The following is a 19,654-nucleotide window of genomic DNA, read 5'->3' as shown; positions in this document are numbered from 1 at the left end:
TGAGTATCAAAGCATGAAACAACTTTCTCTGGATAACCTGCGCGCCCTGGTGGCCGTGGTGGACATGGGCGGTTATGCCAAGGCAGGGGAATACCTGGGCCGCTCGCAACCGGCCATCAGCCTGCAAATTAAACGGCTGGAAGAACAAATAGGACGACGCCTGTTTCATCGTCAGGGTCAGAAAAAACAGATCAACGCCGACGGTCTGTTGTTGTATCGCCGTGCCAGGCAAATGCTCAATCTCAACGATGATATTCTGCGCGAGTTTGAACAATCACAGCTTACCGGTCAATTGCGTCTTGGGTTGCCCAGTGAATTTGCCACCCGCGTATTACCGAGCATTATTGGCGATTTCTCCAAAGCCTATCCCGATGTCACGCTGGAAGTGAGCTGTGATTTGAGTAAGTCATTGCTGCGTAAAGATCAGCGTAAGGAATACGATCTGATTCTGGCCCTGGATGATGAACCCGGCGATCCCCGCCCGGAAACCCTGCTTCAGGATGAGCTGATATGGGTGGCGCGGGCCGGTTATCAGCTCAACGCCGACAACATTGCACTGGTAGCTGCGCCACAAGGTTGTATTTATCGCCAGCGCGCCCGCCATAGTTTGCAACAGGCTGGCCTGCGCTGGCGGGTCAGCTATACCAATGCCGATATCGGCGGCATTACCGCCGCCCTGAAAGAAGGGCTGGGTATTACGGTACTGGCCAAAAGCACCCTGCCCGATGAACTGATTGAATTGCGCCACCCTGCCCTGCCGAATCTGGGTAAGGTGGGGATTAACCTGTTTATTCAGTCTGAACAACATCCCCAGGCCAGCAGCAAGCTGGCGGAATTTATCCGCGCCAGACTCGCCTGACCGCAGCAGGATTTAGCCGCTCTAATCAGAGGCGCCCGGATATCAAATCAGGCGCCTGGAGCGGTATGGGTTCAGCATTATCTTCTGCCATACCCAAACCCACCACATTATTCCTTAAATAACCCCATTTATGAATACTTCAACCGAAAATGAACGGAGGTGCGGGAAGACTAAAGATCGCTATCTTCATCGAGAAACCAGAATTACAGCCTGCCAAAGCGCCCTCCACACCAAGATAAAAACCCTTTAAAGCAATGCGTTATACTCGAGAGATAGCATAATTTATATTTCGTTAACAAATTCTAAAATGAAATATATTAATAAATTATTTATTCTAAATTCATATTGTTGCAATATTGTATTCTATTTTGTAAATTACTATCGAATAATTTGACATGCGTTAACACAGGAGCCTCGCATGATAGCTAAGCAGAAAACGAAGATTACCCGAGCGGTTCAACTGGCACTGTTGATGGGCTACGGCATACACGCCGCGGCGCTGGGTCAGGAAACAGAGAAGGATACTGAGCAGAAAGAGAAAGCCGATGTTGAAGTCGTTCAGATCAAAGGTTATCGCGCCTCAGTGCAAAAAAGCCTTAACATCAAACGTTTCTCTGACACCATTGTGGACGCCGTTTCTGCTGAAGATATTGGCAAGTTCCCGGACCAGACGGTCGCCGATGCCCTGCAACGCATCGCCGGTGTGCAGGTTCAGCGCTCTGAAGGGGAAAGTGACAGGGTCAGCATCCGTGGCACTGCCCCACACCTCAACCTGACGCTGCTCAACGGTCAGAATGTGGCCTCTGCCACCGCATCAGCCTCTATCGTGACGGCCTCTCGCGGCTTCAATTATTCCTTATTGCCCACTGAGCTGATTGACACGCTTGAAGTGCACAAGTCAGCCAAGGCCAAAGTGCAGGAAGGCTCACTGGGTGGTACGGTGATCGTAAAGACCCGCCGCCCCTTTGATGACGACGCCCATTCCTCGGCGTTCTCACTGCGCAGCGCCTATCAGGAAACAACCGGCGACCACAGCCCGATTCTGTCTGGTTTTTACAGCTGGAAAAACGCCAGTGAAGACTTCGGCTTTAATATTGGCGGCGTGCTCAAAGAGACCACGACCCAGCGGGATGGCCTGCGTGCAGGCGGGTTTAATTATCTCGACAGTGTTGACGGCATGACCTATTACAGCCCCAGAAGCATCGATGCTTCACGCTTTGAAGCGGACAAAGAGCTGACCACATTTAGCAGTAGCATCCAATATGCCTTCGATGACAATAAGATGCTGACCTTTAACAACCTCTACTCCGAAGCCGACAAAGAAAACCGTTCATTCGCCAACGGCGTTTGGGTGGGCGAAAACAGCTTTGGCGATCTGTCTGGTGACATCGAAAACGGTATTCTAACCCGTGGTACGCTGGTCTCTAATGACGCCGACCTCAATCCCGATGCCCGCTGGCACCATTATGGTAACTACCTGGAGTCACGTTACACCTCGACCCGCGAAGAAGGCGCCTATAAAACCCGCGTCCATGATCTTAAATTCGAATGGAATGCTAACGCCTTTACCTTTACCGCTCAGGCCGGGGTCACCAAAGCCGAGGGGGCGATTTCTATCCGCGCACTGGATTTTGAGGCACAAACCAATGCCACCTTCGATCTCAGTGGTAAACACATAGACTTCACACTGGACTCGCAAACCACGCCAGAGGACTATGTCGGTGTCTACATTGCCGATAAAAACTACGTCAACGATCAGGAAGAAGTCTATGCACAGGCTGATCTGAACTATGTGCTGGATGGCGACTTCATCACCTCAATTGATATTGGTCTGCGCTACAGTGACCATGAGAAAACCTCGTTAGTGCAGCTCAATGAGCACTACCCCTGGTTCTCCTACAACGAAGAATACAGCGGCTCCGCCTATCTTGAGAGCCTCTACCCCGGCTTTGGTGTGCAGTCAATTAATCTGGGCGGCTGGTCAAATGGCACCGTAGACGACTTTATGGGCGGGGGCACGCAGCCCTACCTGTATAACTTTGACTTTGGCAACCTCGATGCCGCGTTCGAAGAGGTAGGATTACTAAGAAGCTACTGGCACCCTGCCTATGCACTGGATCTCCAGGAAGAGGTGAGCAGTGCGTATATACAGGCCAACTTCAACCGCGGTAAGTGGAAAGGCAATGTCGGTGTCCGTATTGCCAAAACCGACCAGACCAGTGTCGGCTTTGACATTCTCAAGCCGGACGGCTGGTTCCCCGGCGACAGACTCGCCGATGCCCAGTCGCCGGTCACGGTTGAGCGCGACTACACCGATGTACTGCCAAGCCTGAATGTCACCTACGACTTTGCCGACGACATCATTTTACGTTTTGCCGCGGCCAGTGTTATTTCGCGCCCGGATTATGATCTGCTCGCTCAGCGCAAAATCTATTCTCGCACCGGTGGCGTACAGGGCAATCCGTGGCTCAACCCCACCGAAGCGGATCAGTACGACATCTCCGCAGAGTATTATTTCACCGATGCGTCTATTTTATCTGTGGCCTATTTCTTCAAAGACATTAAATCTTATGTCACCGAAGAGATGGTAGAGACCAACGTCCTGCTGCCCGAAGATGACAGCGTAAACGTTCTGGATGAGGAAGACGTTGGCTATTACATTACTCAAATGGACCTGCGTACGCCGGTCAATGGCGGCGGCGGCACCAATCAGGGCATTGAAGTAAATCTTCAGCATGATTTTGGTAACGGCTATGGCGCCCTGGCTAACTACACCTATCAGGATGCCGATATGGATGAAGAAGGTGAAGTACTGCCCAATAACTCTCAGGACACCTTTAATGTCAGCGGCTTCTACGAAGCTAACGGCTTACTGGCACGTCTGTCTTATACCTATCGCAGCGAATACTTTGCCGGTCTGGCAAGGGATATCGATCGATACACTGACAGCTATGGTCAGTGGGATGCGAACTTCAGCTATGACATTAACGACAACTTCACGGTAATGCTGCAGGTTCTCAATCTGACTGACGAAAACCAGAAAGCCTTCGTGAAAACCGAATCCGGTGAAAAGGCACTGTTGTCTGAGTACAACTATGGCAGACGGGCTTTCTTTGGCGTTGCCGCCAAATTCTGATGGCCTAAGCAATGAAAAACGCCGCCGGCTCTATGCCCGCGGCGTTTTTTGTGTCAGTAACTGGCCGGTAACCCTGAGCGTTATTTACTTCTTATTTGAGCGGCGCCACCCCGGGAATACGGATAACACAGCGAATACCCTGCCCCGGCTTACTGTGCAGGTTGATAACACCACCCAGAAGCTGTGTGACAAAGTTATATACCAGGTGCAGGCCCAGCCCTGATCCCCCGTGTCCCCGCCTGGTGGTAAAGAAAGGATCAAACGCCTTTTTCAGTACCTCATTGTCCATGCCTTTACCGTTATCGGTATACACCAGCACCACGTCATTCTCTTCCTGAGTGGCCTCGATACGCATCTCACCGTTTTCTCCCTCACGGAAGCCGTGTACCACAGAATTGTTGATCAGGTTGCTCAGCACCTGAAACAGGGCACCAGGGTAGGTATCCAGTTCAATGCCCGAGGGGCAGTCTAGGTGAAGCTGATGATGCTGTTTGTAGACCGGGTGCATGGAATGCTGCAGATCCTCAAGAAAGTCTTTCAGATCAAAGGTTCGCCGCTGCTCACTGGTCTGATCCACCGCCACCTGTTTAAAACTGGAAACCAGCACCCGAGCCCTTTCCAGACTGGTCAGGATCAGCCTGTTGGACTCCTTGACCTGTTCAGCATACTGACTGAGATCTTTGCGACTGAGTTGGTTGGCATCCAGTTTATGCATGAGCTTGTGGGTAAATTCATTCAGCCCTGAGGCCGCCGTTAAGGCGATGCCCATGGGCGTATTGATCTCATGGGCGACACCGGCCACCAGCCCACCCAATGACGCCATTTTTTCTTGTTCAATCATGTCTTTTTGGGTCTGCTGCAGTTCCTTCGTACGCTCATCCACCAATGCCTCCAGTGCCCGGGCCCGTGCGGTGATCATACGCGTCCGCAGCCCGATAATCGCAAACACGGCCAGCAACACGGCCAGTCCCACCAACGCCATAAACCAGGGTGTTTGCCAGTAGGCGGGTTTAATCCGCACCGGAATACTCAGTTGCTTGTCACTCCATTGACCATTGCGATTGGTGCCCTCCACCAGCAGCGTATAATGGCCGGGCCAGAGGTTGCTGTAACTGGCCTGGCGGCGGGTGGCATCAGTTTCTATCCAGTTTTTATCAAAACCCTGCAACTTATAGCGGTACAGATTGCGTTCGGGCGCCGACAGATCCAGTGCCGCAAACTCGATACTGAAACTCTGCTTTTGCGATGTCAGGGTAAGACCCGATTGTTCAAGATCACCGGCGTTCGCGGCGCGGCCATTTATTCTCAGATCGGAGGCCACCAGGGGAGGCTGGTATTGCCATGGGCTAAAGGCTGCAGGGTCGATGAACAGCAGCCCCTTGCTGCCCCCATACATGAGGATGCCATCATGAGTCTGGCCATGGGCGCGGAACCAGCTTGTGCCAATATCAATGCCATCTGCCCGGTGAAGGGGCTGCATTTTGCCGGTATCCGGATGATAGATAAATGACGGCGTCCAGATACGTCCCTGATGATCTTCCTGCAAATTGGCACCCATGGGCCGGTCACCAAAGCCAGCCCGACGACTGACATTGGTCAGAGTAACCTGTGCGCCCTGCCAGTTGTGCACCTGATACAGCCCCGCAGGCGTATCTATCCATAAACGTTGCTGACTGTCCTTTAGCATGCCAACAATGCTCACCGTGCGCAGATCGCGGCCCTGTTCTGTTTGCCCCTCAATGGTCCTGAGACCTGTATCTGATGGCGTCAGGCTGTATAACCCTGTGGCCCCCGTGGCAACCAGCAGACGGCCAGACTCATCCTCGTAGAGGGCATTAATGCCATCGAGCATCGGCTCACCATTGGCCATGGTAAGGGTGTGTATTCGATCCGTCTGGCTATCCCAGTAGCGCAGACCACGATTCGTGCCAATCCACACGTCGCCGCGGGATGATATGTGCAGCGCCCGCACGTTGGCGTTATCAAAGCCGGATGCTTCATCGTAACGCTGAAACTGGCCGGTATGGTTGTCATAGCGATACAGCAGACCGGGATTAACCCCCAGCCAGACATCTTCATTCGGGGTTTCTGCCATCGTGGCTATCCAGCCTGCCTGCAATTTTCCCGAAACATCCGGCTGAGGGTAATGTCCGTCCACGACCCCCTTGTGACGCTCATATATATCAACGCCTTCACCGCGGGTGCCGATCCAGATTTGACCGTTTCGCCGCTCCAGCACACTGCTGACGTTAGGCGCGCTCAGCGCATTGTCATCCTGCATACTGAAACGCAGGGTGCCCAGCCCATGGAGCTTTCCTAACGAATGCTGCAGACCACTGCCATAACCACCTGCCCACATCTGGCCCGCACGATCCTTGAGTAAGGTGCGAATGTCGTTGTTGGACAAACTGAAGCTATTGGAAGGATCATGGTAGATGCGTGACAGCCATGCACCACTATGGGCATCGACCCGGTCGATACCACCAAAGCGCGCCAGCCAAAGTTCATCCTCATTGGGCTGCGCAATTTCGTAGACCGGGCCGCTCATCAGTTTTTTGGGTATGCCGCTAAGAGCCGGGGTCAGCTGTTGTGTCTGCACATCCAGGATCCACACCCCGTCATTGTCGGTGCCGATCCACAAACGCCCATCCTGTGACTCAAACAGACTACGGACCAGCTGATTGGATAAAGGCTCGGATGAAGAGGAATGTATAGCCACAAAACGATCCTCAGCCCAGTCATATCGGTTTAGTCCGCCGCGGCTGCCCACCCACAGATTACCCTTGCTGTCGCTGAAAATGGCACGGATGCTGTTATGTGATAAGCCATGGTCTTTTTGGTAGTGCTTTTCAATCTCGCGGTCCGGATTGACCCTGAACACCCCGCCAGGCGTAGCCAGCCAGATGTCACCCCGGGGCCCGATGTGAACCACGGAAACGCTCGACAAGGGTGAATTCTCCAATAAGGTCTGATGGTCAAACAGTTGCTCAAAGCGCTCCTGCCGGGGGTCGTAAAATGATACGCCGCCAGGCTCACCGGACACCCACAGTTGCCCATTATCGAGGGTATGAATCGACTGCACGAAATTGCCCGCTAAGCTGTAGGGGTCCTGATCATCGTGAGAAAACAGCTTAAAGCGGTAACCATCATAACGGACCAGTCCCGCTGCGGTGCCGATCCATAAGTAGCCGGTGCTGTCCTGCGCCAGAGCCGTGACCACATTGTCGGGAATTTGCTGTGGATTACCGACATTTTCAAACTGGATGTTAACGGGAGGAAATGCCGCACGGGACGCGGCACTGAATAACCACAACAGGGGTAACGCGGCTTTGCATAATCCGGTGAACTGCCTTACCAACCCCACTGAAACAGGCATTGAACGTCAACTTCTCAAATAAGACACACCTGTTCAGAGTATAGGCTGTTTAATATTCCGTCAATTTAGTAATGAACTGATTAACTTCGCGATTTGTCCATAAACGTCAGGTCATACGCTATGCTGTCATCTCAGTGGACCCGTTCGCCCGCCACCCAGGTCTGCACGGCGCTGGCTTGCCAAATTTCATTCTCCGGAATAGTGAAAATATCCCGATCCACCAGAATAAAGTCCGCCCATTTTCCCGTTTGCAGATTACCCAGTTCGTCTTCCTGATGGGCGGCATACGCTGCATCCAGTGTAAATGCACGCAATGCCTGAGCTTTGCTCATGCGCTGGTCAGGCAGCCACCCATCCAGAGGCTCTCCCTTGTGATTCTGCCGGGTAATGGCAGCATGTAATCCGTGAAAGGGATTGGCCAGCTCTACCGGAAAGTCAGAGCCTGCCGCTAACACGGTTCCCTGAGCTAAGAAGCGTTGCCAGGCATACGCGCCTTTGAGCCGCTGCGCACCGATTCTGTCTTCAGCCATATTCATATCACTGGTGGCATGCACCGGTTGCATAGAGGCGATGATACCGAGATCTTTAAAACGGGGGATGTCGGCCAGACTGACCACCTGCGCGTGCTCAATACGATGTCGCAGGGTCTCTCCGCCCACCTTGTCATAGGCGCGCGCGAAGTTATCCAGAGCCAGACGGTTGGCTTTATCGCCAATGGCATGAAAATTTAACTGAAAGCCATGACCGAGCACCCGCTCAAACAGGTCGGGCAGTTGTGCCTTTGGAGTCACCATCAGCCCGTGATGATCGGGCTGGTCATGATATGGCTCCAGTAGCGCCGCACCGCGACTGCCCAGCGCGCCATCGCCAAAACCTTTTACCGAGCGGATCACCAGCATGTCCTGTTCATCATAATAGGGCCCTTGCCTGAGCATCTCCTCCAGCGCCGGGTCGGATGCCGCAAGCATGGCATAAATGCGCAGCGACAAGGCGTTATCTTCGGCTTTTGCGCGATAAAAGGCCGCCTGTTGCTGTGAGATACCGGCATCATGCACACTGGTGATCCCCAGCGACAGCAGATGCTGTGACGCGGTGGTCAGTGCAAGGTCGAGACTCTGCTCGGTTTGTTTGGGTAAGTGCTGACTCACCAGTTGCATGGCGTTATCAATCAGCACCCCGGTGGGATTCCCCTGCGCATCACGCAGAATCTGCCCGCCATCGGGATCTGGGGTTGTTTTGTCAATCCCCGCCATTTCCAGGGCTTTACTGTTTACCCAGGCGGCATGCACATCAACCCGGGTCAGGTAGACCGGCTTGTCACGGATACTGGCATCCAGTATTGCTGCCTGAGGATAGGCTTTTCCTGGCCACAGTACCTGATTCCAACCATGCCCGGTGATCCATTGCTGATGCGGATGGGCTGATGCAAACGCGGCGACTTGCTCGGCGGCCTGCTGCGGGCTGTTACTGTCACGTACATCTACCCGCAGCAGAGCCTCTCCCAGTTCCAGTATATGACCATGAGCATCAATCAGACCGGGCAACAATGTGCGGCCCTGGCCATCGAGTTGTGTTGCCTGGGGATAGCGCGCCACCAGCGACTGATCACCGGTGGCCACTACTTTGCCCTGCTCAAATACCAATACTGAAAAGGCTTGCACCCCTTGTTCGGGTAGAACATGGTACCCCTTCACATTGTGAATTACCGTAGGTGCCGCCAGTCCCGGAAAACCGATCATCGCCAGCAGTATCAGTAAAAAGCCTTTATATCCCATAGAGCAGATTCCTGGTTCTTGTGCTTCTTTGGTTAGATGCGCTGCGCGCCACCAGGCGCACCTTGATTTTTGTCCCTTAGCTAAGGAACGTCGAGAGCTCGTCAACATGTGACTTGGTCTCAATGATAAGCTCACCAATTTCAGAGGCGGCTTTGTTGGAACTTTGTGCCAGTGTGCGGACTTCATCGGCTACCACTGCAAAACCGCGACCGGCTTCACCGGCCCGGGCCGCTTCGATGGCCGCGTTCAGCGCCAGCAAATTGGTCTGATCAGACACCGCATTGATACTGGTGACAATACTCTGAATACGGTCGAGCACCTGTGACATGGCGCTGTGGGTATCTTCTATAACCCGGTTACGCTGCGAAACATTGTTGCCGAACATCACCAGCTTTTCCGGTTTACCGTTAAGATCGTTGACCGGCTTAACGATACATTCCAGGGTTACCAGTTGATTGGCGGCATTTTCCAGTTTCAGGGTGACGCTGGCAGAGGCACCATTTTTCACCTCTGTGGCTTCTTTATCACTCAGATGGCCATAGATATTACCCACAATACCGGCAAATTCCTCAGCGCTGATCTTACCCATTTGCTCCAGTGTGTAGTCATTGCACAGGATCAGCCGGCCCTGCAGATCAAATTCCATCACCGCAGACTGGCTGCTGATGGCTTCTTTCTGGCTGAGCTGCTCAAGCACCTGTTTCTTGATGTCACGAATATCAGAGCTGACGCCGACAAATCCGGTGTGATGTCCCTGCTCATCAAAAGTGGGGTTAACTGCCAGTACAATCCAGTAGGGCTCGCCACTTTTATCGTAGTTAAGCAATTCCTCGTAGAAAGGCTCTTTTTGTTTCAGCTTACGGGAAATACGCGCCACGGTTTCTTTATTGGTTTGCTTACCCTGTAGTATCGCACCGGGTTTCTTGCCTTTGACTTCAGCCAGGGTGTAACCGGTCAGGGCCTCAAAGCCCGGGTTGACGTATTCCACCAGCCCTTCCGGGTTCGTAATCAGTACCGAGGTGCTGGTATTGGCTACCACCCGCCCGAGCATTTTCACTTCATGCAGCTGATTAGTAAAAGCGGAGATATCCTGCACCCGGATCGCCTTATAGACCTGGCCTTCCAGATCAATCCACTGCACATGAACCTGCACGGTCGCGCCGATATCAGCGTCGGGCTTAAAGGTTTGCGTGTCTTTCACTTTGCTGATCCGATCCACCAGTGAGGAACCTGCCAGCTTGTCGCCGGTTTTTATTTTGTTCAGATTCAACAGCCGACGCGCAGTGTCATTGATTAACACCACCTTGTCAGATTCATTGACCACAATCAGGGCCTCATCTGTGCCGTTAAACACCTGCTCTTTTAAGCGGGTCAGCGTATCAGGCTCGGCCACAGGATCGATTTGCACCAGTCGATAACGCTTGTCAGCCTGTTGAAGATTGGAAAAACGCACCTCCAACAATGTGCCGGATGACGATGTATATAAGCTGCTGCGGGCGTGAGCACTGCGTCTTCCCTGTGCGTCACCGGCACTGGCTGCACTGAGCAACCGGTCCAGTTGCTGGCCTTTGAGACTCGCCACTGCCTGACCGAGTAACTCGGCACAACTGGCATTGGCATGCTGTATTTTGTCCTGAGCGTCCAGCACCAGCGCTGCATCACTCAGACTGTTAACCAGATTGCAGAGCATGGACCAATTTTTTCGTTCTGTGTTAAACCACATAGATCACCTGATAATGATAAAAAAGTTGGCCAGACTACGTCAGCTGACCCTGATTAGATCGATCCATGATCTGGCTACGTTATTACAGTACCGGAGGCTGGTCCAGATAATCCGTTGACCAGATTTGCTGCATTTTTGCCGCATCAATATTGCCACCAGAGATGATCACCAGCGCTTTACTTGGCTGGGGTCGCTCTTGTAGCCATCCGACCACTGCCGCCATGGTCATGGCGCAGGTGGGCTCAACATGAATCTTGAGCAGGTGCTGCAACCATTGAGTCCAGTATGCAATCTGCACTTCGTCCACCTCATAAAAACCATCCAGTTGTTGCAATAGCGGGAAAGTCAGGTCTCCCACCGACGGAGTCGCTGCACCATCTGCCAGTGTTTGTGCGGGCCCCTCCAGACTGACAATTTCACCGGTCCGTAATGAGTTGGCGGCGTCATTGGCCGCCAGCGGTTCTGCACCTATGACTTCGGCCTCGGGGCATAATGCTTTAGTGGCCAGTAGCGTACCACTGAGTAAACCGCCGCCACCGCAAGGCGCAAACACACCATCAACCTGCTTCAGATCCTGTAATGCTTCCAGTGCGGCGGTGCCCTGCCCGGCTATGATTTGGGCGTGATTAAAGGGTGGGATCCACAGCGTACCGGGTTCCTCGGCTGCCATTTTTACCGCCTCATCGGCCTCTGGCCGGGTGGTAAAAAGCTTTAGCTGAGCGCCATAATATTCGGTCGCTGCCGCCTTCACCCGCGAGACATTCTGAGTACTGAAAATGGTCGCCGGAATATCAAACAAGGCCGCCGCATAAGCAATAGCCTGCGCGTGATTACCCGAACTATTGGCGACGATGCGCTCGGGGAGTTGATCCTGCTCTTTCAGCCACGCCAGTACGTTCGTCGCCCCACGCAGTTTAAACGCCCCGGTGCGTTGCAAACACTCGAGTTTAAAAAACACCTGATGTCCCAGCCAGGCATCTAAAAGACTCGAATTTACAATAGGTGTGCGATGCACAAAGGGCTGGATTCGCTCACTGGCAGCGTGCACATCGTCAAAAGTGGGTAGAGACATAGGAATTCCAGCAACAACAATAAACAGCTCTCACTGTAGCATGCTGTTTATTGCCGATCATTCTGCACGCCGTTTGGCGGGGGTGTGGCCCCCGGCATACACACATAAAAAGTGTGGGACAGAACCTGCACATTGATGCAGTTTTCAGTTTACAGTCATCAGCGCTCAGACACGCAAGACACGCCTGTTCATCTATACTCAGCGTTGCGATTTGTCTGATAACTGAGGACGGATTGCTGAAAGCTTAAAAAACTTACTGGCCTTTATACAGAGTGGTGAGCCATTTTTCTTCGGTAATAAAGCCCCACGACCAGTCCTGCCACTTGTCGTCCAGTCCCTGTTCGATCAAGTCCTCCAGGGTCATACCGGCACGCTTCTGTGTCAGCACGTAAGCGGCCGTTTCTTTCATCATATCCAGAGATTTCTGGTAATCCGCCTTGGTGGCCAGTTTGCCATGCCCGGAGATAATCTTCATGTCGTCGTCGAGCATGCTGATCAAGCGCTCAACATTGGCAATATAACCGGACACCGTGCCACCAGCACCTAAGTCAATGTAAGGAAAACGCCCTTCGAAGAACAAGTCACCAGTATGCAGCACTCGGGCCTTTTCAAACCAAACCACCGAGTCACCGTCAGTATGACCTGCAGGTAAATGCATCACGCGGATGGTGTCACCGTTGAAATGAAATTTTACCCCCTCTTCATAGGTGACCACGGGTAATGCATCCTGATGATGATCCTTATCACTGGCCAGGCGAGTACGCACATTGTCATGGGCAAACACGGTGGCATGATGGTGCTGTTTGAACCAGCTATTGCTGCCGGTGTGATCGCCATGATAGTGAGTGTTCACAATATACTTCACATCGGTCTTCGCCACGTCAGCGACACTGGCGGCAATCTTTTCTGCCAGTGGGGCGTACTGGTCATCAATAATCAGCACACCGTCGGGCCCTGCCGAGACCCCGATGTTGCCACCGGCACCGGTTAACATATAAACAGAATCGGCCAGTTGGGTGCGTTCGATCTCGACATCGGCAAAGCGGTTATCGCTGGCCAGTAAGCTAAAAGGTAGGAGGAGCAAAAGACTGAGTCTGCGCATAGTGACTTCCTTCATTCATTATTATTGCCGGTAACTACTATAGCCCGTTGACAAAAATTTAGATCACTATTGCTGGTTTGAACAGCCCGTCTTATTGCAGCTAGCCAAGCAGTTCTTCCAGCTTATGCTTATTGCGCCGGGAAAGGGTTAACTGCTGACCACTTTTCAGGATCACGGTGTAATCCCCTTTTTCATTAGGTCGCAGTTCACAGATACTGCTGCGCCGCACAATCGAAGAGCGATGAATACGCACGAATACACTCGGATCCAACTGCTGCTCCAGGCTGGTCATGGTTTCCCGGTGTAGCACCGTTTTACCGTCAAACAGGTGAACTTCAGCGTAATTGCCGGCACCGAGAATATAATCAATCTGTTCTACCTCAACCAGACGGATCCGGCCGGGATCTTTGATCACCAGACGGCTTTTATAATGCCGATGCTGCTCGTCCATCATATGCCGGATTAACTGGCCAACCTGACGATAATCACCAAATTCATGTTCACGTAACCTCGCCCTCGCTTTTTCCAGCGCTTTATAGAAGCGCTCGTCATCATAGGGCTTTAACAGGTAATCGATGGCGTTTAGCTCAAAGGCGGTTATGGCATATTGATCGTAGGCGGTTACAAACACGATGACACATTCCGGAGCGACCTTCTCCGCCAGCTGAATACCGGTCAATCCCGGCATCTGAATATCCAGAAAAATCAGCTCCGGCTTTTCGGCCTCATACAAACTCAACGCCTCATTCCCGTCACTGGCCTGCAATACCTCACCGATATCTGGCTGATCCTTTAACAGCAGGGCGATGGTTTTGCGCGCAAGCGTTTCATCATCGGCAATCAGTACCTTAATCATCCTCTCCTCCGCTGGGCAGTATCAGGTAGGTTTCAAAATAGCCATTGTCCAGTTCCCGCAGACGCAGCTGGTAATTATCATCATAGAGCTTATTCAGACGATCACGACAATTTTTCAGTCCGATGCCAAAGCCCTGATGCTCATCATGCTGCGGTACTTTGTTGGTCAGTTTGACATGTAATTCGTTGGGCTGGCACCAGACCTTGAGTGACAGCTGATTTTTATCTGACTCCAGCTGCGAGCCATGCTGTACGGCATTTTCCACCAGAGGTTGCAACAACATAAACGGCACATCCATCTGCAAGCAATCCGGGCTCACCTCTACCTGGGTTTCCAGTTTGGTTTCAAAGCGCATTTGCTGAATACTCAGATAGCTTTGAATAAACTCCATTTCCTGCTCCAGACTGATCAGCTGATGGCTCTGATTTTCCAGTACCTTACGTAACATCAGACTAAGCTCGCTGAGTGCCTTCACCGCTTTGTCTTTTTCATCCAGGCGGATCAGACTGGCAATCGTATTCAGGGTATTAAACAAAAAATGTGGATTGAGCTGAGACTTTAACGACTGCAGTTCCATTTGCACCAACTGGCGCAATAAACTCTCGCTGCGGGCCTCCTCCCGTCGGGCCTTGTCGTAATATTGGGTAATGTAGCCGATGGAGACAACCGCAATGTAGACAAGCAAATCAAAGTGCCAGGCACTGCGTTCAAATAACATCCTGGCCGCATCAATGAGTTTGGCAAAGGCGACAGACCCCGTTTCAAACCAGGCTATCATGGGCACCGCTAAGAGCACGAAAACGGCAAGGGCGAATAGCGTCATCAGAGTGAGCTGTAGCAGAGTGCGTGGCCATTTTTGCCAATTAAGCGGGACAATACATGTCGCCGATACCACCAGAGGCGCCACGATTGCCCAGGGCATCCACCACCCCAGATAATAAAACCACATGTCCAGCCACTCCACGTCTCGCTCGGCGCGCAGCATATTCCGATAGCTTAAATCGGCGGAATAGGTATTCATCAACACCCAGAACAGAGTATTACCCAGCCAGAAACGCCAGTCGGGCATGTGCTTTATCAATAATTGGAACATCGGATACGGCTAAAAAGGTCAAAGGTGGATTATTCACCAGAGCAGCAGGTAAAGGCAAATGCTCACCAAATAAAGTGAAATTCGGCGCCCACTTAAAAAACACTTTGTCACTACAAATCAAAGCCTTATGCAATCAAAAGCAGGCCAACTTCAGAAGTTCCATCCGCTTATCACACACTTCCTGCCGCTTATCACCCCATCAAGACCATTAGCGTATTATCGGTATGTCCGGGCGCGCGCAAGGTCTAGCTTAATCCCCGATAACAGCGGTTATCTCACTATAACCATTACAAAGATAACGGGAGAAACACATGACTAAAGGCACAAGAGTCGCCTTAGCGGTGCAAATGGGATTATTTGGCAGCACCCTGATGTTGCCGGTATCCGGTGCGCAGGCACAGGATGAAACGCAAACTCAGGAAGTAGAGAAAATTTCTGTCACCGGTTCACGTATCCAACGGGTAAATATGGTCAGCGCCAGCCCGATTACGGAAATCAGCGCCGCTGACATTGCTATCACGGGTTTAACCCGTGTCGAAGATATCCTTAACGATATGCCTGCGTTATTTGCTGCGCAGACGGGCATGGCAGCCAATGGTGCCACAGGTACTGCTACCCTGAACTTAAGAAATCTTGGCAGCACCCGCACACTGGTGTTGGTAAATGGCCGTCGACTGCCAGCAGGTTCCCCCATTGCCGGCGGCATCGCTCCGGATGTGAACCAGATTCCGGCGGCATTGATTGAACGGATCGAAGTTCTTACCGGCGGGGCGTCCGCCACCTATGGCTCAGATGCCGTGGCCGGGGTGGTGAACTTTATTCTTAAAGATGATTTCGAGGGCTTTACCTTCGATTATCAGCACAGTTTTTATCAACATCAAAATGATAACCAGGCGATACAGGAAAAAGTGGAAGCCCTGAATTTTGAGCTGCCGACCAGCCATGTTCGCGACGGCCATTCCAACGACTTCTCCTTTATGCTGGGTGCCAATACTGCCGATGGTGCCGGCAACGTCACCTTATATGGTACCTTCAGAGACATCAAAGCCCTGCGTCAGTCAGAGCGTGACTTCAGCGCCTGTGCTCTGTTCTTTGATGCCAATAACGAGTTTATTTGTGGCGGTTCGGGCACCATCCCTGAGGGACGGGTTACCGACTTCAATACCTTTGACTATCAGGTGTCAGGCCACGAATTTGTGCCCAGAACGGCACTGTATAACTATGGTCCGCTGAACTACTACCAGCGTCCCGACAAACGTAAAACCCTCGGTGCAATCGGCAACTATGAAATCAACGAACATGCCGATGTGTATGCCGAGCTGAGCTTTATGGATGATCGCAGCGTGGCACAAATTGCACCATCAGGCGCTTTCTTTGTCACCAATACCCTGTTTTGTGGCAACCCACTGATGTCTGAGCAGCAATTTCAGACCGTGTGCGGCTCACAGGGGCTGACCCGCGACGATACCTTGCAGGGTGTCTACATCGGTCGACGCAATGTGGAGGGAGCGCCACGTCGTAACGATTTGCGTCATACCTCACACCGCGGTGTATTGGGCGTCCGGGGCATCATCGACGACAACTGGTCTTATGATCTTTTTGCCAACTACTCCAACGTCAGCATGGTACAAACCTACCAGAATGATTTGTCTACGACTCGCATTATCCGTGCATTGAATGTGGTGGAGGATGCGCAAGGTAATCCGGTATGCCAATCGGTTGTCGATGGTTCTGATCCGAACTGTGTCCCTTGGAATATCTTTGAAGAGGGAGCCGTTACCCAGGCGCAACTGAATTATCTGGTTCTGCCACTGTACTCTCGTGGTGACACCACCACCACCCAGGTCAGCGGTTATGTTACCGGTGATCTGACCGAAGCGGGCATTATGGTGCCCGGCACCTCTACCGGTGTTGGTGTTGTGGCAGGTCTTGAATACCGTCGCGAGTCACTGGTATTTGCTCCGGATCAGGGATTTACCTCGGGTGATGGTGCCGGTCAGGGCGGTCCGACTGGTGGGGTTACTGGTGCGTTCAATGTGAAGGAGTTCTTTGGTGAGCTGGATATTCCGTTGCTGGAGGCGCGCTCTTTTGCTGAAGAATTAACATTGGAGCTGGCCTACCGCTACTCTGACTATTCAACCAATAAGACTACCAATACCTTCAAAGTCGCCCTGGACTGGGGAATTAACGAAGACATCCGTTTCCGTAGCAGTTTTCAGCGCGCAGTGCGGGCCGGTAACGTGAGAGATCTGTTCCGGCCTCAGACGCTGGGCCTGTTTAATATGAACGACGACCCTTGTGGTGCGACCGGCAACATGTCGCTGGAAGACTGTGTGCGCACAGGTCTGGATCCGTCACAATACCAATCGCCAGCGTTGACCAGCCCTGCCGGTCAGTACAATACCATCACCGGCGGTAACCCTAATCTGGATCCGGAAGAGTCGGATACCTTTTCCTTTGGCTTTGCGTTGTCGCCATCGGCCCTGCCCGGCTTTAATATGAATATCGATTACTTTGATATTGAAGTCGAAAAAGCCATTACTAATATTCCGCAAACCACCATTATTCAGAACTGCGGCGCCACCGGCGACCCCACCTTCTGTAATCTGGTTAACCGTGGACCCAATGGCAACTTGTGGGTCGGTCAGGCAAGCGTGACGGCAACGGATATTAATATCGGTTTCCTCGCCACCAGTGGGGTGGATATCGAAGCCACCTATGACTTCAGCCTCGATGATATGGGTACCCTGAAGCTCGGACTGGTGGGTACTTGGCTGGAGAAACTGGACAATGAGCCGGTTCCCGGCGGTACAGTTATCGAGTGCGCTGGCTATTGGGATCGTACATCCTGTCTGCAGCCTTCGCCAGAATGGCGGCATAACCTGCGTGCCACCTGGACCACACCATGGGATGCCAGCATAACCGCAACCTGGCGTTATCTGGGTGAGGCAGAAGAGTATGTGGGTGCCAACGTGCCTTCGGGCCCGACCACATTCAGCAGTCAGAACTATCTGGATCTGGCCGCTACCTGGCAGGCCCATGAGCATGTCTCACTGAGACTGGGTATCAACAATGTGCTCGATAGAGAGCCACCGCTGTTACCCAACGCACCAACAGGTTCGGGCAATGGTAATACCTTCCCCGGTTTCTACGATGCCCTGGGTCGCTATGTCTTTGCGGGGGTGACCCTGACCTACTAATCGGTCTTGTGACGGGTTAAATAAGTAGATAACAAGGTTAAAGCCAGTCAGTATCACTGACTGGCTTTTTTGTGACATCGGGCCACAGAGCCCCGGTGGTTTACCTTGATCTGCCCGCACAGGCTCTATAAGGTGTCGGCTTCTATCAATACACACCGACGAACTGATGACAGACCAACAGAACAAGGCCTGGGACGATTACTGGCAAAAAGCCACGGCGGCGGGATTTCAGCACAAAGAAGCCGAGCACGCTGTTATTGAGCAGTTCTGGCATCAGTTTTTTACCGTGCAATTCAAACAACACCCAGCCAGGGTTATCCTGGAGCTTGCCTGTGGAAAAGGCGCGGTCAGCGGCCTCGCACGCCAGTGTCTGAACACACTTTCAGAGCCAGAGAAGACGGGACAAGATGCAACACCGCACGTTGAACACTACTGTCTGGACTATTCCTTTGCAGCGGCTAAAGCGACAGCATCAACACTCAACCTGCGTGGCGCCATCGTCGCCGATGGTGCCAGACTGCCGCTCAGGGATGCGTCGGTGGATATGTTATTCAGTCAGTTCGGCATGGAGTATGCCGGCCCACATGCTCTGATACAGGCCACCCAGGCCTTGCGCAAAGGTGGCGTCCTGGTGGCAGTGATTCACCACCGCGATGGTCTGATTTACCAGCATTCAGAGCGCAGCGTCAGTGCCCTTTATGAGGTTTTACAAAGCGATATCTTTGAGCTGGCCGCACAGGCCTTTGACGCAGGCTTTGCTCTGATTAAGGGGCAAGGCTCAGAACAGGCCTTTCAGCAGGCTGATCGCGCCATGTCCACGCCGGTGCAACAGATCACCGCATTGCTCAAAACCCGAGGGCCGCAGGTAGCGGATGGGATTGTGATGCAGTTCTACCGCGACTTAGGGGAAATGTTTAATCAGATGCATCACTATGAAGCCAATGACGTCCGTCAGTGGCTTCACAACATGAAGCAGGAGATGCTGACCCATCGCCAGCGCATGCAATCGATGCTCGATGCCGCGTATGATCAACAGGCCATACAATACCTGGTTGAAACCCTCAGCAACACGGGTCTGAATATTGAACAGTGTGACACCATTTCCAGCGCTGAGGGCTTACTGGCCTGGCGTCTTGTTGCACGAGCCTGAGGCAGCTGAGTGTCAGGCTGACTCGAGCAACGCGAATCGGGGCACCCACTCACCTTGCACCTCAACCGATTCAATAAACATGGATAAGGGACGGATCCATAAACCGCCCTCACCATAGAGAGGCCGGTAGACCACATATTCGCTCTCATCTTCACTGTGCCGGGCCACCCCAATCACTTCGTAGTCATAACCTTTATAATGCCGGTAACGGCCGGGTATCACTGCCAAAACATGTCTCCTGATACAAATCACTGCAAACCCGGACGTGCAAATGTGCCACCCCAGGGTGTTAAAGACCGGGAGTGGACAATG

12 protein-coding genes are annotated in these 19,654 nt (G+C 52.5%); 4 read left to right on the top strand and 8 right to left on the bottom strand.

The window, feature by feature from the left end; all coding sequences use genetic code 11:
• The first annotated feature begins 13 nt into the window (after positions 1–13).
• Together CCY32_RS10930 and CCY32_RS10925 are read left to right on the top strand one after the other, a co-directional pair.
• Entirely contained in the window at positions 14–859 is an 846-nt protein-coding gene (locus CCY32_RS10930; RefSeq protein ID WP_088330661.1) for a LysR family transcriptional regulator, read from the top strand.
• Positions 860–1,277: 418 nt separating this feature from the next.
• On the top strand, positions 1,278–3,995 hold the full coding sequence (locus CCY32_RS10925) for a TonB-dependent receptor (protein ID WP_088330660.1): 2,718 nt from the start codon (positions 1,278–1,280) through the stop codon (positions 3,993–3,995).
• A gap of 91 nt (positions 3,996–4,086) precedes the next feature.
• Here the strand turns inward: CCY32_RS10925 and CCY32_RS10920 are convergent, their stop codons facing one another.
• The 7 genes from CCY32_RS10920 to CCY32_RS10890 form a co-directional block, all read right to left on the bottom strand.
• The gene (locus tag CCY32_RS10920; protein ID WP_088330659.1) at positions 4,087–7,371 is read right to left on the bottom strand and encodes a sensor histidine kinase; all 3,285 of its coding nucleotides are present in this window, start codon (positions 7,369–7,371) and stop codon (positions 4,087–4,089) included.
• 131 nt (positions 7,372–7,502) lie between these two features.
• Positions 7,503–9,146, bottom strand: a complete 1,644-nt coding sequence (locus tag CCY32_RS10915) for an amidohydrolase (RefSeq protein ID WP_088330658.1) — start codon at positions 9,144–9,146, stop codon at positions 7,503–7,505.
• Between the two features lie 76 nt (positions 9,147–9,222).
• Positions 9,223–10,869, bottom strand: coding sequence for a methyl-accepting chemotaxis protein (locus CCY32_RS17455; protein ID WP_141096222.1), 1,647 nt, complete (start codon positions 10,867–10,869; stop codon positions 9,223–9,225).
• Positions 10,870–10,951: 82 nt separating this feature from the next.
• On the bottom strand, positions 10,952–11,941 hold the full coding sequence (locus tag CCY32_RS10905; protein ID WP_088330657.1) for a serine/threonine dehydratase: 990 nt from the start codon (positions 11,939–11,941) through the stop codon (positions 10,952–10,954).
• Positions 11,942–12,194: 253 nt separating this feature from the next.
• Complete coding sequence (locus tag CCY32_RS10900; RefSeq protein WP_246840592.1) at positions 12,195–13,043, bottom strand: MBL fold metallo-hydrolase; 849 nt, start codon at positions 13,041–13,043, stop codon at positions 12,195–12,197.
• Positions 13,044–13,143: 100 nt separating this feature from the next.
• Complete coding sequence (locus CCY32_RS10895; RefSeq protein WP_088330655.1) at positions 13,144–13,899, bottom strand: LytTR family DNA-binding domain-containing protein; 756 nt, start codon at positions 13,897–13,899, stop codon at positions 13,144–13,146.
• A complete protein-coding gene (locus CCY32_RS10890; RefSeq protein WP_088330654.1) occupies positions 13,892–14,992 on the bottom strand; it encodes a histidine kinase in 1,101 nt (366 codons plus the stop codon). The genes CCY32_RS10895 and CCY32_RS10890 overlap by 8 nt, the downstream gene beginning before the upstream one ends.
• Positions 14,993–15,303: 311 nt before the next feature.
• Between CCY32_RS10890 and CCY32_RS10885 the strand changes: the two genes are divergently transcribed.
• Positions 15,304–18,192: a TonB-dependent receptor gene (locus CCY32_RS10885; protein ID WP_088330653.1), complete on the top strand. Its 2,889-nt coding sequence runs from the start codon at positions 15,304–15,306 to the stop codon at positions 18,190–18,192.
• A gap of 166 nt (positions 18,193–18,358) precedes the next feature.
• A complete protein-coding gene (locus tag CCY32_RS10880; protein WP_088330652.1) occupies positions 18,359–19,342 on the top strand; it encodes a class I SAM-dependent methyltransferase in 984 nt (327 codons plus the stop codon).
• A 12-nt stretch (positions 19,343–19,354) separates the two neighbouring features.
• Here CCY32_RS10880 and CCY32_RS10875 read toward each other — a convergent pair whose 3' ends face one another.
• Positions 19,355–19,570: a DUF1653 domain-containing protein gene (locus CCY32_RS10875; protein WP_088330651.1), complete on the bottom strand. Its 216-nt coding sequence runs from the start codon at positions 19,568–19,570 to the stop codon at positions 19,355–19,357.
• Positions 19,571–19,654 lie beyond the last annotated feature (84 nt).

Origin of the sequence: Lacimicrobium sp. SS2-24 (assembly GCF_002201535.1) — a bacterium.
Lineage (GTDB): Bacteria > Pseudomonadota > Gammaproteobacteria > Enterobacterales > Alteromonadaceae > Lacimicrobium.
The sequence above is the reverse complement of the archived record's forward strand: the minus strand, read 5'-3'. Positions and strand labels throughout refer to the sequence as shown.

Excerpts from the sequence above, each read along its gene's own strand:
- CCY32_RS10930 (WP_088330661.1), top strand. The coding sequence starts at position 14 with ATGAAACAACTTTCTCTGGATAACCTGCGCGCCCTGGTGGCCGTGGTG.
- CCY32_RS10890 (WP_088330654.1), bottom strand. The coding sequence starts at position 14,992 with ATGTTCCAATTATTGATAAAGCACATGCCCGACTGGCGTTTCTGGCTG.
- CCY32_RS10915 (WP_088330658.1), bottom strand. The coding sequence starts at position 9,146 with ATGGGATATAAAGGCTTTTTACTGATACTGCTGGCGATGATCGGTTTT.
- CCY32_RS10925 (WP_088330660.1), top strand. The coding sequence starts at position 1,278 with ATGATAGCTAAGCAGAAAACGAAGATTACCCGAGCGGTTCAACTGGCA.
- CCY32_RS10895 (WP_088330655.1), bottom strand. The coding sequence starts at position 13,899 with ATGATTAAGGTACTGATTGCCGATGATGAAACGCTTGCGCGCAAAACC.
- CCY32_RS10920 (WP_088330659.1), bottom strand. The coding sequence starts at position 7,371 with ATGCCTGTTTCAGTGGGGTTGGTAAGGCAGTTCACCGGATTATGCAAA.
- CCY32_RS17455 (WP_141096222.1), bottom strand. The coding sequence starts at position 10,869 with ATGTGGTTTAACACAGAACGAAAAAATTGGTCCATGCTCTGCAATCTG.
- CCY32_RS10905 (WP_088330657.1), bottom strand. The coding sequence starts at position 11,941 with ATGTCTCTACCCACTTTTGACGATGTGCACGCTGCCAGTGAGCGAATC.
- CCY32_RS10880 (WP_088330652.1), top strand. The coding sequence starts at position 18,359 with ATGACAGACCAACAGAACAAGGCCTGGGACGATTACTGGCAAAAAGCC.
- CCY32_RS10900 (WP_246840592.1), bottom strand. The coding sequence starts at position 13,043 with ATGCGCAGACTCAGTCTTTTGCTCCTCCTACCTTTTAGCTTACTGGCC.
- CCY32_RS10885 (WP_088330653.1), top strand. The coding sequence starts at position 15,304 with ATGACTAAAGGCACAAGAGTCGCCTTAGCGGTGCAAATGGGATTATTT.